The organism is Paraburkholderia sp. LEh10 (genome assembly GCF_017814945.1).
Lineage (GTDB): Bacteria > Pseudomonadota > Gammaproteobacteria > Burkholderiales > Burkholderiaceae > Paraburkholderia.
This window is the reverse complement of record NZ_JAGIPX010000118.1, coordinates 1-13,090: the sequence shown is the minus strand read 5'-3', so window position 1 is coordinate 13,090 and position 13,090 is coordinate 1. Positions and strand designations below refer to the sequence as shown.

Annotated in this window: 12 protein-coding genes; 8 read left to right on the top strand and 4 right to left on the bottom strand. The window is 56.5% G+C overall.

All coding sequences use genetic code 11. From position 1 onward, the window contains the following. The first annotated feature begins 273 nt into the window (after positions 1–273). Positions 274–810 (top strand): peroxiredoxin-like family protein, encoded by a 537-nt coding sequence (locus tag J8I87_RS41820; protein WP_209938385.1) that lies wholly within the window; start codon positions 274–276, stop codon positions 808–810. 504 nt (positions 811–1,314) lie between these two features. Here J8I87_RS41820 and J8I87_RS41815 read toward each other — a convergent pair. After that, the gene (locus J8I87_RS41815; RefSeq protein ID WP_209938384.1) at positions 1,315–2,019 is read right to left on the bottom strand and encodes a glutathione S-transferase N-terminal domain-containing protein; all 705 of its coding nucleotides are present in this window, start codon (positions 2,017–2,019) and stop codon (positions 1,315–1,317) included. A gap of 193 nt (positions 2,020–2,212) precedes the next feature. Then, entirely contained in the window at positions 2,213–3,637 is a 1,425-nt protein-coding gene (locus tag J8I87_RS41810; protein ID WP_209938383.1) for a PLP-dependent aminotransferase family protein, read from the bottom strand. 97 nt (positions 3,638–3,734) lie between these two features. Between J8I87_RS41810 and J8I87_RS41805 the strand changes: the two genes are divergently transcribed. Further along, positions 3,735–4,214: a pyridoxamine 5'-phosphate oxidase family protein gene (locus J8I87_RS41805; protein ID WP_245254568.1), complete on the top strand. Its 480-nt coding sequence runs from the start codon at positions 3,735–3,737 to the stop codon at positions 4,212–4,214. 474 nt (positions 4,215–4,688) lie between these two features. Continuing rightward, positions 4,689–4,913, top strand: coding sequence for a DUF2798 domain-containing protein (locus J8I87_RS41800; protein ID WP_180733374.1), 225 nt, complete (start codon positions 4,689–4,691; stop codon positions 4,911–4,913). 708 nt (positions 4,914–5,621) lie between these two features. Here the strand turns inward: J8I87_RS41800 and J8I87_RS41795 are convergent. Continuing rightward, on the bottom strand, positions 5,622–6,647 hold the full coding sequence (locus tag J8I87_RS41795) for a hypothetical protein (protein WP_209938381.1): 1,026 nt from the start codon (positions 6,645–6,647) through the stop codon (positions 5,622–5,624). Positions 6,648–6,833: 186 nt separating this feature from the next. Between J8I87_RS41795 and J8I87_RS41790 the strand changes: the two genes are divergently transcribed. From J8I87_RS41790 to J8I87_RS45865, 4 genes are all read left to right on the top strand, one after another. Then, positions 6,834–8,291 carry a PLP-dependent aminotransferase family protein gene (locus J8I87_RS41790; protein WP_209938380.1) on the top strand — a complete coding sequence of 486 codons (1,458 nt, stop codon included), beginning with the start codon at positions 6,834–6,836 and terminating at the stop codon, positions 8,289–8,291. 585 nt (positions 8,292–8,876) lie between these two features. Beyond that, positions 8,877–9,782, top strand: a complete 906-nt coding sequence (locus J8I87_RS41785) for a DUF692 domain-containing protein (RefSeq protein ID WP_209938379.1) — start codon at positions 8,877–8,879, stop codon at positions 9,780–9,782. Continuing rightward, a complete protein-coding gene (locus J8I87_RS41780) occupies positions 9,766–10,410 on the top strand; it encodes a putative DNA-binding domain-containing protein (protein ID WP_245254567.1) in 645 nt (214 codons plus the stop codon). The genes J8I87_RS41785 and J8I87_RS41780 overlap by 17 nt, the downstream gene beginning before the upstream one ends. Continuing rightward, positions 10,400–10,531 (top strand): hypothetical protein, encoded by a 132-nt coding sequence (locus J8I87_RS45865; RefSeq protein ID WP_280923154.1) that lies wholly within the window; start codon positions 10,400–10,402, stop codon positions 10,529–10,531. Before J8I87_RS41780 ends, J8I87_RS45865 begins: the two co-directional genes overlap by 11 nt. A gap of 630 nt (positions 10,532–11,161) precedes the next feature. Here the strand turns inward: J8I87_RS45865 and J8I87_RS41775 are convergent. Continuing rightward, a complete protein-coding gene (locus tag J8I87_RS41775; RefSeq protein WP_245254566.1) occupies positions 11,162–11,458 on the bottom strand; it encodes a carboxymuconolactone decarboxylase family protein in 297 nt (98 codons plus the stop codon). 480 nt (positions 11,459–11,938) lie between these two features. Here J8I87_RS41775 and J8I87_RS41770 point away from each other — a divergent pair, with 480 nt between their 5' ends. Further along, entirely contained in the window at positions 11,939–12,943 is a 1,005-nt protein-coding gene (locus tag J8I87_RS41770) for an ornithine cyclodeaminase family protein (protein ID WP_209938378.1), read from the top strand. Positions 12,944–13,090 lie beyond the last annotated feature (147 nt).

The following is a 13,090-nucleotide window of genomic DNA, read 5'->3' as shown; positions in this document are numbered from 1 at the left end:
TTGCCGGGCTTCATTTCGTGGTCTTCGCCATGCTTATGCTCGTGCATGCAGTGCCAGTACTTCAAAGTTCATAACACCGTCTAAGAACATACCTCAGATCGAGTCGGAGACCAACGACGACGGCGGTGCGGCACTAGATGCTAAAGAGTTGTAGCACGGCGCATAACGCCGGACTCTCGGTCATGTCTTCGGATTCCTTGTTCTAAAAAATATGCGAAAGTAGAGCGCTCGCGTCAGCCGGCGCGAATCATCGATCTTGAAAGGAGTTGCGCGATGCTTTTCCCTCGTCAGACGGCACCTGCACTTGTCGTTGATACTCTGGACCACGGTCCGTTCGACCTCGCCTCGGAAGTGCCTGGGCGAATGACGCTGATTTGTTTTTATCGCGGGCTTCATTGTCCCACCTGTGCAATGTATCTAAGAGAGCTGGAACGACTCACTCCAGAATTCGCTGAGCGAGGCATTACGACGATTGCCATCAGTTCCGATAGCGAACCTCGCGCGCGAGAGATGCAGAAAAAGGTTGCTGCTAACAGCTTGCGCATCGGTTATGGAATACCGCTAACAGAAGCCCGAAAATGGGGACTTTATATCTCCACATCTCGTGGCAAATCATCTATCGGGGTCGATGAGCCTGAAATGTTCTCCGAACCTGGCTTGTACCTGCTGCATCCAGACCGGACCATTTACTATCTTTCCGTCCAGTCTATGCCGTTCGTGCGCCCCAATTTTAAGGAGCTACTGCAGGCTCTCGATTTCGCGATTCAGCATGATTACCCGGCACGCGGCGAGTACACAGGCGACCTCTGAGACCGGTTCATGATGCTTTGAGCGTTCTCCATGAATGGGTGAGCGCTCACAGCCCAGCTAGAACCTTCTCACGAGAATTCCGCAGTCTGTAGTGTGCACCATCGCTGGTTTTGCACGACACGTTACGCAATGCGATTGTCGTGCGTGATCGCGGAACGGGGAGCCGACGATCGCATTGAAGACGCTTTTCTGCCCGGACGCGAGGGCTGCAGTGTCTCAGGCTCCTTCCGAGAGTTGACACGCCAACCGGCGTGGCCGGTCGTATTGCATCGGGAAGGCACCATCGGCAACGGCGGAAACACCGTTGCCCGTCAGCGGGACCACTGTTACTCCTGCGTACAGACTTGCACCATCGAGCTAATGGTCACCGAATGAGCTCGGTGACAGACTTTAAGCTGCAAGCCGGCACCGAGACGCCAATTCGCTGCTGACCAGTCCGTGTGTCTTCGTAGGAAACCGTCCGCTGCTCATATGCGGCGATCGTTACTGCTAGAAAGGTGTGTTCTATGAGCGGCTTGGGATATCGATAGCCTTTGCAACGGCTGGGCGCGCGAGGAACGCCTGGAATGCACGCGTCACATGCGGGAAATCGGTGATACCGACCAGGTCTCCAGCTTCGTAAAAGCCGACGAGATTGCGCACCCACGGAAACGTCGCCATGTCGGCGATCGTGTACGCGTCTCCCATGATCCAGGAGCGCTCGGCGAGGCGCCGATTGAGCACGTTTAGCAAGCGCCGCGACTCGGCAACGTAGCGGTCGCGCGGGCGTTTGTCCTCATAGTCCTTCCCGGCGAACTTGTTGAAGAATCCGATCTGACCGAACATCGGGCCGATTCCGCCCATCTGGAACATCAACCATTGAATCGTTTCGTAACGTCCTGCCGCGTCATCCGGGATGAACTGCCTGGCCTTGTCGGCGAGGTAGATCAAGATGGCGCCTGATTCGAAGAGGGCGAGCGGCTTGCCATCCGGCCCTGCCGGATCGAGGATTGCCGGAATCTTGTTGTTGGGATTGAGCGAGAGAAATTCGGGCGATATCTGATCATTCGTATCGAAGCGCACTAGATGCGGTTCGTACGGTAGCCCGGTCTCCTCAAGCATCACCGAGACCTTGACACCGTTTGGCGTGGGTAGCGAATACAGTTGGATGCGCTCGGGATGCTGTGCGGGCCATTTGCGTGTGATGGGGAAGGCGGAAAGATCGTTCATCGGTGGACTCGCCCAAAAGAGCAGTGTTTATGCGAGGATGGATCGCTATGTGTTGCGGTCGCATGGTCGGCGGCGTACCGCGCTTCGCGAGCCGTTTCTAAGGATAGACGGCTACGCAGTTTGTATCTTGCGGGGCGATGGCCCAGAAGCACAGAGCCAAAAATCGCGTCATTTTATAGGCCATATAGAGCGCTCACATCAGTTTCAGTATGCGCCGTCCGAGTTTTTCGGCAGTGCTCTCGGAGTCGATATTAGTAAAGCCGAGTAGCAGGGCCGGTTCTACCTGTCTACCGATGCTCCAGTCGCTCAGCGCTTGCGCATACATACCGTGACCGCGTATTCGCTCGGCGAGGGAACGATCAGAACCGCCGCGCCGCATCCGAAGTACTAGGTGCATTCCTCCTGGCTGCGGTTCGATCCGCATGTGCGCGCCGAGGATTCGCTCCAGGCCGGTCGCCGCCGCTTTCCTGCGCTCGCCGTATAGCTTACGCATACGCTGGATGTGGCGGGCAAAATGACCTTCCGTCAAGAATTCGGTAACTATGGCCTGCGTCAGTTGCGGACCGCCGCCTGAAAAGATCTGGCTGATGCGCTCGAAACGTTCGATTTGTGCTTCGGGTACGACAAGATATGCCAGTCGAATACCCGGAAACAGAACCTTACTGAACGTGCCTGCATAGAGCACACGCCCGTGTCGATCGAGGCTCTTGAGAGCGGGTAGCGGACGGCCGACGTATCGGTATTCGCCGTCGTAATCGTCTTCCACAATCCATGCCTTGTTTTTTGATGCCCATTCGAGCAGTGACAGGCGGCGCGGTAAAGACAACGACATGCAAAGGGGACTCTGATGTGCAGGCGTAACAATGGCGGCACGCGCACGTGATGCAGTGGCAATTCCATGCGCGACGATCAGCCCTTCCTCATCGACCGGGACCGGGGTGACCGAAATGTTTGTGTGTTGCAACAACAATTGAGTAGGTGGGAAGCCGGGATCTTCGACCCAGACATGATCGCCTGGTTCGAGGAGCGCATGGACGATCAACTCCAATGTGTTGCGATACCCAGACGTGACGAATATTTGTGAGGGGGAACAGTCGATGCCACGGGCGAGCTGAAGGTACGTGGCGATCGCACCGCGCAACGCGGCCAGACCATGTGCGGCGGGATAGACCATGTCAGCTATCTGCGCGGCCCGTATGCAACGCGCGCCCAAGCGGGTCCACAGCCTTCGGGGAAAGGCGTCTAATGCCGGGAGTCCCATCTGCAGCGGTAGCAGCGAAACCGGGCGCATGTTCAACGTACCGGGGGCGTAAGCGAGGGGCTCTTCGGCAGTTGCTGGCGCCGACAACGGCGGCTTTAGGCCAGGCGCAACAAAAGTGCCCGCCTGGCCGCGAGGCTGGAAGTAGCCCTCCGCAATCAAGGTAGAGTAGGCCGCCTCAATGGTTCCCCTGGACAAGCCCAACTCCGTGGCCAACGCGCGAGCCGACGGCACTCGGTCGCCGGGAGCAAGACGGCCATCGGCGATCGCATTGCGAAACCGGACATAAACTTGCCGGTAGAAGGGCTCCTTAGAAGCCGGGTCCAGTGGAGATAGAGTGCCTGTTTGTGTGCGAATCATGGCCTGGTGAGCGCGCCGAATCTTGGCTCTATGCGATATGCCATCGAGTTCATAGTATAAGCCTTGGTGGCACTCCGCCGCTGGTACTTAGGAGCCTATGATGCCGATTCTTACCGCCGACATGCTCGACATAATCAAGCGCACGATCCTTTCGTTCGTCGCGACAGTAAACAAAGACGGATCGCCGAATCTTTCGCCGAAAGCGTCGCTTATCGCACGCAATGACACACTGTTTTTCGCGGATATCGCCTCGCCTCAAACCATCAAAAATATCGGACGTAATCCGGAAATCTCTATCAATGCAGTCGATGTCTTTGCCCGGCGAGGGTACCGCTTCAACGGGAGGGCAACTGTGCTGCCCGTTGGGGATGTTGATCGGAAGTTCGTCGCGGAATGGGTTTGGCGGACGAACGGCTCGGATTATCCCGTTGATCACGTCGTCCGGATCGACGTGCGCGAGGCGTTACCACTGTTGTCACCCGCCTACCGCTTTGGAGAGGGAGCTTCAGAAGAATCGCTTCGAGAAGCATATATGACGAAATACGGTGTCCAGAAACAGGATCAAAGTGCGCTGTAGTAGGCAAGACCGTTCGGACGACTGCGAGGCACCGCCGGCGAAACACCGGCCGTCTGGCCGGTTTGCTGACACCGGAGACCGGATAGCAAGCACCGTTGGCGTTCTTAATAGCCTCTTCGGCACGAGAGACGAACATCACTTACACACTGGACCGCCGAAACGTTATTGGCCGCATCACACGCAAAGAACGTACCCCTACAAAGGTTTTGAAGTAACCTTAGACCTTGAACCCGTTTGGGAAGCCACAGGCAGCGCGGTGCCGTCGCTGCCCATCGGCTTCGTCGCAAAGGCGAGCATCGGGGGGACGGGGAATACGGAATGTTCGGCTCAGTAAGCTCTGCATGATGTGATGATACGAATGAGCATTCTTTTGCTCCGGGACAGACTGGTGAGAGGCATCGACTGCGCATACAATGAAGACTCCTGATACGACGCGCGAACGCGCTGCGTCGAAATATGCGAAAGGTGATCCGTATGCTGAAGATCTCGTCTCGTTATAGTCACTTCGTTTTTGGCGTTCTTCAAGCGGGGCTAACTAGTGCCATCGCTGCCGCGATTGCGAGCATTTCGTTTCTCAAAGGCGGCATGTTTGTACCGCATTGGCTGACGTCATGGGGAATATCGTGGCTGACCATGCTCCCCGTGGTCGTGACTGCGGCCCCGTTCATTCGCAGGCTTGCAGAGCGAATCGCGAGTTGAAGTGACCTTGGGCTCAGCTCCTGGTTGCCGTGATATGCGCGGTGAGGACGGGACCATCTTGTTCAAGACGGCGATGTCCCGACGCGAGAATGGGTGCTGCCGCCTTAATGTCGCGTTGATGATACGCGCCACATGCCGGACGGGCTCATTCTGTTATTTCGAGTCCTTTCCAGCCCTTCGAATCGCACGCCGACGTGGTCGTCCTTGTACTGCAGCGTGATCCGGAACAGGCTCCAGACGGCGTCGAGCAAGCATTTCCCCGTCCGTGCCGTGACAAGCGCCGGAGCGTTCACGTTGCCGATGAAGATTGCGCCGGGGGCGCTCAATTAGCGCCTTGAAGAGCTTGTGCAGCTGGTTTTGCCGGCGGTTCTTGATCTTTGCGTGGGGTGCCCGTACACGCCTTCTTTCTTCCGAAATGAGGAGCCGCGACAAGCCCCGTGGCGGAGTCAACTGCGACTCCGGGCGAAACGGGAAACACTATGGCCTCTGGGATTTCACGGATGACGCTTCGAGGCGTTCAACTGTCCGTATTTGACGCCGTGATGTTGGAGGAAATGCAGCTGACGGGAAATCCCGTCGAGGCACGCACATGCCGCAAGCAAATCTCGCCAATGGTTGCGAGCGGCTAACGTCCACCTTTTCGCCGATTGGCTGTTTGCTGCATGGAAGGTTTGCTCTCGCGGGCCGTGGTCCCGCGAGACCGATAGTTTAGATACGAACCCCAAGCATGCCCGCCACGATGATTACAGTCCAAACCGAGCTAGCGGCAATAAGGGTCCAGCAGATTCGGTTTGCCTTTTGGATACTTACACCGTGCGCGAGCATAACGGTCCGGAGACCACAGGCGATATGCGAAAGAACAAACAATACGCCGAGCGAATAGTGAGGAATCAGGCGTTCCGACCATGCGTCACGAATCAGACCTGTCGGTTCATAAGTTGCCCATGCATAGTCGGTATCTGTCCCGAAGTAACGAGCGAGGATGAATACAGAATTAATATGCGAGGCAATGAAAATTACAAGATAAGCGCCGGTTGCTGTCTGGACTGCCCCGAGAAAGTCCTGTTTGAGATTAAACTTCGGCGCCAACAGTACGAGTCCGCTTACGATTTGAAAGAAGAAAAGTGCGATCAGAATAGGTTCAAGCCATCCTGCCCGATAAACGTGGCGCAGCACAAGCATGACGGACTTATGGACGTCGGTGCCGAAGATGCCGACAGCGTGGTTACTCAGATGGGGAAACAGGTACACTGCGATAATGGCGACGGATGCTACACCATGGAGCACGCGGACACGACTCGTGTTCACGGTCGGTCGCGAGAGGACGGTATCACTTCGCTCGGCGGAAAGTGTCAATAGGCTTCCGGCAATCACAGCAGCCCACAAACCGAGCCATACCTTTCCGTCTGCCCCGTTTATTTTCATGAGGTAAAGCAAAACCCCTACGATGACATACAGCGGCGGTGAGGCAAATGTTAGGTGCGAAAGACGACGCAAAATGACGGTTTGCCTTCCACTTACATCGAGCCGGCCGAGCGTCAATAGGCTGACAAACGCACTAGCAGGCACCGCATATACCAATGCCATAGCGAACAATGCGCCAGCGGTGCTGTGGTTGCCGGTCGCTTCGTAGAATCTCGTGAGATACCACGGATAGCCCAGCGCTAGCACGGTCGGCGCGAAGTGCCAGTAAAGTGAGGAGGTCCGATCAGCTCGAGCAATCGTAGAGTTCATAGTCGTGGTTCCGAGTGTTTCACCGCGCGCAGGCGCGGAGATATGCCGCGTAGATGACGCTTAACGATTCTAAGATTTTGCAATTGGGGATGTGGGCCGAAGTTGCCCGCGTGAATTGGGCCGTAGAAAGACATTCGTCAGGGAAGACGAACGGTCGACGGAAATGTGAAATTGAAGGGAGGCCGCGTGGACGACCTTTTAATCCGGCTAGACGGCGTGGGTCCGATCCAGCAGCAAGTGTACGAAGGCATCTACTCTGCATTGGCAGACGGGCGACTGGAAGCGGGCCAGCGCCTGCCTGCGTCCCGAACTTGGGCGATCCAGCTTGGGGTGTCTCGCAACACGATAAGAGAGGCCACTGCGGCATTGATAGCGGAGGGCTGGCTCGAGGCCCGCGTCGGCTCGGGTTTATACGTACGCACGAGTCCACAACAGAGTAATTCTCCAGCTATTAGTTCCGGGTCACGATTACGTCTAGCCGAATGGTCTGAGCGTCTTCCAGTGAAGACATTCGTGCTGAAGGACAAGGACGTTGAAGTAGATTTTCGACCCGGAAAAGTTTCCGAGGAAGCCGAACAGGTTTTCCGGCGCAGGCGCTTAGGCCGATGGCCGTCCGATATGGAGCCGGGGCGCCTTTCAGAATATGGCCCGCCAGAAGGAGATGCACGTTTGCGCGAGCGGATTGCGGCCTATCTGCGGCAATCGCGATCGGTTCGTTGTACCGGCGCGGATATCGTCATTACCACCGGCACGCACCAATCACTTGATCTTCTGTCGAGACTATTGCTGGGACCGCGGACGTCGTTTGGTGTGGAGGATCCGGGTTTTCCCGTCGTCGCCCAGATTGTGCGGCTATCCGGGAGTGAACCTTTTCCGCTTCAAGTGGACGAGCAAGGGGTCAAGGTCGAGGAAATTCCTGAAGGACTCGTCGGACTTTACTGTACCCCCAATCACCAGTTTCCGCTGGGGGTTACGCTCACGCCGGCGCGACGGAAAATGCTGCTTGCACGTGCGGCGAAAGACGATTTCGTGATCCTTGAAGATGACTACGACTGTGAGTTTTACCATGGAAGAATGCCAGTTCCATGCCTCCAGTCGGCTGACAGGGAGCAACGCGTCATTTATCTGGGTTCCCTGTCAAAGACCTTGGCGCCGGCCTACCGGCTTGGGTTCATTGTCGCACCTCCTTGGCTGCTCGATAGCCTTAAGAGGGCAAAATGGATTGTCGACAGGCAAACGTCCATGCTTGTCCAGAATACCTTGCTGCAGTTCATGATAAGTGGCGATTTCGCTGTCCATCTGGCGGGTATGCGTGTGGAGTACAAGAAGCGGCGCGCGATTCTGCTCGAAGCGATCCGGAGCCGTCTCTCCACATGGCTCACACCCTTGGACTCGACGTGCGGCCTGCACGTTTCCGCACGAGTGAATGCTGGTTACGACATCGACTCGCTGTGCCGCGCAGCGGATGAAGAAGGTGTTGGCATATACAGGGGGGGCACATTCTCCAGCGCGGGGCGTGCGTCCAATATGCTGGTGTTCGGTTTTGGCGGAACACCAGTACAAGAAATCACCAAGGGTATCAGCCTGCTCGCCGCGGGCTGGCAGAGCCAAAATCGCTCGATCCCCTACGCTCGTAGCGAATGAACGCCTTGACACTGTAACTCGTGGCCGACGTCGTCTCGCGTCCAACGAAGAACATCGGCGGTCCGTAGTGATCGATAACAGGGGGCTACCGGGACACTGTCGCGCCCGCTGCCTGGACCATGATCATTGAGGGACTTCACGTCAGGAAGGACTGTGCCGATGTCCCAGTCGAATATACGTTTCTTGTACCTATTGAGCGGTGGCCGTTCTTCTAAACTGGCGAGCTTGTAACAAATTCATCGCCGCGAGATCCGCGTGTTTGAGTCACACCGACAACGAGCAGGATCGTACTCTTGGCGACAGCGACATACGGGAACCGCAGCCAAATCTCGACCGAGAGTAGGTCCGCGTCAAACGGTTCCGGCCATAGCGAAGGCCGGGGGTGGGCGGTCATCGGCTTGCTGCGTAGCGGCTCATCGCAGTCTGAGGGTTCTCGATCGCAGTGAAGCCCGGCGACCCGATATACCGAAACGCAGTTGACGAACATCTCGCCAGCGAACGCGTTGAACATCTTTACCAATTCCTTTAACTGAATCAGCGACACCGCCGGCGATTTTCTGTCGGTGAAGGAGGCGTTACGTAATCATGGCAACAACCGGACATTCACTGCTCGAGTCAACGCCCGTTCGCGCGTCCAGTGCAGTACGCCCGACTCATCATCTTGGCGTGGGCGTAGGTCTTCGCCATGCGCACTACGCTGACTTCCTGGCTGCAAAGCAGCCGGTTGATTGGCTGGAGGTCCACACTGAAGATTACATGGGCGATGATGGCTACGATCTGCACGTTCTTGAGCAGGTCCGGAGGGATTATCCGTTAAGCTTCCATGGCGTAGGGCTCGGTGTCGGTTCGGCGGGACCGCTAGATCTTGAGCACCTTAATCGAGTCGCATCACTGGTTAATCAATTTCAGCCAGCATTGGTATCCGAGCACCTGTGCTGGTCGACTGTGTTGACGCGTCATCTGCACGACTTGCTGCCTTTGCCTTTCACGTTGGACTCCCTTGATGTGGTGACACGGCACGTCGCCCAGATGCAGGAGGTGTTGAAGCGGAACGTCTTGATTGAAAACGTCTCGAACCATGTTCGCTTTCGACAGGACGAGATGACGGAAAGTGACTTCCTTCGGGAACTTGTGCGCCGCACAGGCTGCGCGATTCTCCTCGATGTGAATAACCTTTATGTGAACCAGTGCAATCACGGTCAAGATGCGTTCGACGCGCTGGGGCGGATCCCACCGGATGCTGTAGCGGAGATCCATCTGGGAGGACATCTGGCTACAGAGTACTTTGTCGTGGATCACCATGGCGACCGGATATCAACCGATGTATGGCAGCTATACGGTTACGCGGTCGAGCTTTTCGGGTCCGTGTCAACGCTCATCGAGTGGGATACAGACGTTCCACCGATCCGTGTTCTTCTGGACGAAGCGTCGACGGCGAGAAGGGTTGCGGAAGCATTCGACAGGGGAGGGATGGATGGACAAATCTCTTGAAGATGTGCATCTCGAGTTTGCGACTGCACTGCTGAACGTCAATGCCGAGCAGGGCTTGCTGCTCTCTCTTGTCGGTGATGAAGCGAAGAACAGAAAGCGCGTCGCTTTCTATCGGGACAATCTCAGGCAGATGTGGAACAGGGTGCTGGCATCCGCTTATCCCGTGCTTCGCGAGCTGTTGGGCGGCGACTTCTTTTTGACGCTTTCACGCGAATACGGCGCTGCGGATCCGGCGTGGGCTGACGACCTCAACCGGTTCGGAAGCCGGATGGCGGAACTGCTGGCGGCCTGGCCTCCGACCGCCACATATCGCTATCTGGCAGATGTCGCCCGTCTTGAGTGGCTTGTCCACCGAGCCCATTTTGCAGCGGACGCGTTGACGCAGTCGCCGGAACACTGGGCTCAATGCACGCGAGAGACATTAGAAAATTCTTCGATCCGGCTTCATCCGGCCGTTGAGCTGCTACATACCTCGACGAGCGCTGCGGATCTTTGGCTCGCGGCTCGCAACTCTCGGGAGAACCTCGAGCCACGCGATTGCGAACGGCCACAGTGGATGGATGTGGTCCGACCTCGCTGGACCAGAGGTGGTGGTGGTATCGCCGAATGCCTTCGCGATGCTCCGTGACCTGCGCAACGGTGCCGCGATGGGCGATGCGCTCGACGCTGCGCTGGCGCGTGACAGCGATTTTGACTTTGAGCATAACTGGCAAGCGTGGATCAATCACGGAATGGTCGTCTCCGGTTGAAATCTTCCGCCAGCAGCCATCCGCGACCGCGCACGGTGCAGAAAGGGCGCGGATTTCGTCCGTGAGACGCCTACGTCTCGATGCGAGAATGAACTGCAGCACATTGATCTCGCGATGATGGAACATGCGTGTTCCTGCCGCGTCGCGATGCGTATATCACTGCACCGGCTATCAGGTCATCTCGTTAGATGGCCACCGCAATAAACACGCGTGCATATATTCGGTGGGTCTCCGCGAGACGCATTCTTGCGAGACTTCGTCTGCTAGCGTTTTCAGCGATATGCGCACGCACCGCGTGCGGGCGCGGCCTTCCGTGTACCACATGGAGGGTGGCCAGACCAAAGGAGTCCAGCAGATGAACCAGAGCGACCCGCAGCAGCTGCCGCTTCACTTGAGTCTCAGGCAGGCGAGCTCCAGTGAACGGTGTCCCTGTTCAGGCTCGCTCAAAAAGAAGCGAGCTTGTACAGCAGATTTTAGACGGACATCTCTGAATGCTGTCCGTCTTCCTCTCGGCCTTAAGGGAAGACGGACAAGGTACGCTCGCGAGCACTTCGGGCGCCTTCCGAGCGTCAACCGAGACTCAGTTCTGACTGTTCGCCGAGGACGCACCGGAGGCGCGACCCGAATGAATCACTCCTTGAACAGGTGCGAAGAGTGCGTCACTGCCCCGCCAGCGCGGATTGCTGCTGCAACGAGAGCCGCTTCGGCAAGCTGCTCGCTGGTTGCTCCGGCGTCTCGAGCGTCTTTGGTATGCAGTTCGATGCAGTAGGGACATTGCGTTGTCAATGCGACCGCGACTGCGATGAGCTGTTTCTGCTGAACGGTAAGAGCCCCCTCAGCAAACGCCGCGTCGTTAAACGCCCAGAAGCTCTTTGCAGCTCCAGGTGCGTTTTCATCCAGTTTCTTCAGTCGACTGAGGTTCTTCATGTCAATCATCATTCTCTCCGTATTCAAAGGTTGGTGAGAAAATAATATCGAGTGCTCGGTTCTATTTGGTCTCGATTTGGTTCCAATTCGTCCAACGCGATCAGCCGTCTTTTGGCGCTTTCGAGCTGCGGAGCTTGAAACGTGCAAGACCTATTGACGTGGGACGCTGGGGATCGCGGAAAGTCACAAGCGTGACCGAACCTCGACGCGGGCGGCTTGCCAACTCAAAAGCATCAGTTGGTCGCCAGCCTCCACCGCATCCGAAAACCACATCTTGAGTGCTCGGTCGATGAGGCGGAAAGTATATACATACAGGTTGGGTATGCTAGCAAAATGCGCTTATTTAATAGGGCTTAACGCGAAACGTCAGTAAATGTATAGACATTTAGTTTTGACCTTGCTACGCTTAAGTATTGGCTGGCTGCTGGTCGCGACGTGTGCGCCGTAACAGCCCCATATCCACGATTGGAGAATAACTACATGCAATCTATCCATCTAACGTACCTCAACGGTCCCGACGTAGCGCACTTGGCGCTGACAGATCAGGAAATCCTCGGCGCGGTGGAGAGAGGACTGGAGGCACAGGGCCGAGGACAGACCGTAATCGAGCCGCGCATGCACCTGATTCCGGAAAGTTCTGAAAAGGGGCATTTCAATGTGCTGCGCGGTGTGATCCATCCGTTGGGCCTCGCTGGAGTCAAGACGGTCGGCGACTTTGTTGACAACTATAAGCATGGCCTGCCATCGGAATTGGCTCTTCTCAATCTGTTCGATCCACAAACCGGCATTCCGAAAGCAATCCTAGATGCGACCTCGATTACTGACATGCGCACCGGCGCAATAACCGCGCTCGGCGCTAAGTATCTTGCGCGCAAGGACAGCAAGGTGCTCGGCCACATTGGTGCGCGCGGAACTTCATACTGGAACGTGCGGTTGCTCGATCACTTCTTCAATTTCGAGGAGATCCGCGTGCACTCGAAGCGTACCGAAAGCCGCTATGCGTTTGCTGCGAGGCTTTCGAAAGATCTTCGCAAGCCGGTACGTGTTGTCGATAACTGGGAAGCATGTGTGCGCGATGCGGATATCGTTGTCGAAGCCTCTCGTCTGCCAGCTCCGGAGCCACTACTCAAGACTGAATGGATCAAGAAAGGAGCCTTTGTGGTGCCCTACGGCACGATGAGTGCGGTCGAGTTCTCGCTGACAGACATCATGGACAAGATGATTGTCGATGACTGGGGGCAATGTAGGAAAGGTCTCCCGTTTGGTGCGCTGCGCGCGCATGTCGACGCAGACAAACTGAGCGAGGAGACACTGCACGCCGAACTCGGCCAGATTGTTGCGGGCCTCAAGCCGGGACGTGAACGCGATGACGAAACTATCCTTTTCTGGCATCGGGGTCTTAGCCTGAGTGATATCGCGCTCGGGCACGCGTTGTTGGAAAAAGCGAAAAAATTGGATATCGGTCAGACGCTGCGCTTTGCGTGATTCAAGGATGCGCTTTTTGACCTGAACCGGGCTCGCCGACCCCTCATTCGAAAATCTCATGGACCGTCCAAAACACATCGACCCGCGTCTCGACCCGACCCGCACGATCCGCGCGCCGCGCGGCAGCGAGAAAACCTGCAAGACCTG

Bases quoted from the DNA above. Each gene is read 5' to 3' on its own strand.
- J8I87_RS41805 (WP_245254568.1), top strand. From the start codon at position 3,735: ATGATGCCGATTCTTACCGCCGACATGCTCGACATAATCAAGCGCACG.
- J8I87_RS41800 (WP_180733374.1), top strand. From the start codon at position 4,689: ATGCTGAAGATCTCGTCTCGTTATAGTCACTTCGTTTTTGGCGTTCTT.
- J8I87_RS41780 (WP_245254567.1), top strand. From the start codon at position 9,766: ATGGACAAATCTCTTGAAGATGTGCATCTCGAGTTTGCGACTGCACTG.
- J8I87_RS41810 (WP_209938383.1), bottom strand. From the start codon at position 3,637: ATGATTCGCACACAAACAGGCACTCTATCTCCACTGGACCCGGCTTCT.
- J8I87_RS41820 (WP_209938385.1), top strand. From the start codon at position 274: ATGCTTTTCCCTCGTCAGACGGCACCTGCACTTGTCGTTGATACTCTG.
- J8I87_RS41770 (WP_209938378.1), top strand. From the start codon at position 11,939: ATGCAATCTATCCATCTAACGTACCTCAACGGTCCCGACGTAGCGCAC.
- J8I87_RS41775 (WP_245254566.1), bottom strand. From the start codon at position 11,458: ATGAAGAACCTCAGTCGACTGAAGAAACTGGATGAAAACGCACCTGGA.
- J8I87_RS41815 (WP_209938384.1), bottom strand. From the start codon at position 2,019: ATGAACGATCTTTCCGCCTTCCCCATCACACGCAAATGGCCCGCACAG.
- J8I87_RS41785 (WP_209938379.1), top strand. From the start codon at position 8,877: ATGGCAACAACCGGACATTCACTGCTCGAGTCAACGCCCGTTCGCGCG.
- J8I87_RS41795 (WP_209938381.1), bottom strand. From the start codon at position 6,647: ATGAACTCTACGATTGCTCGAGCTGATCGGACCTCCTCACTTTACTGG.
- J8I87_RS45865 (WP_280923154.1), top strand. From the start codon at position 10,400: ATGCTCCGTGACCTGCGCAACGGTGCCGCGATGGGCGATGCGCTCGAC.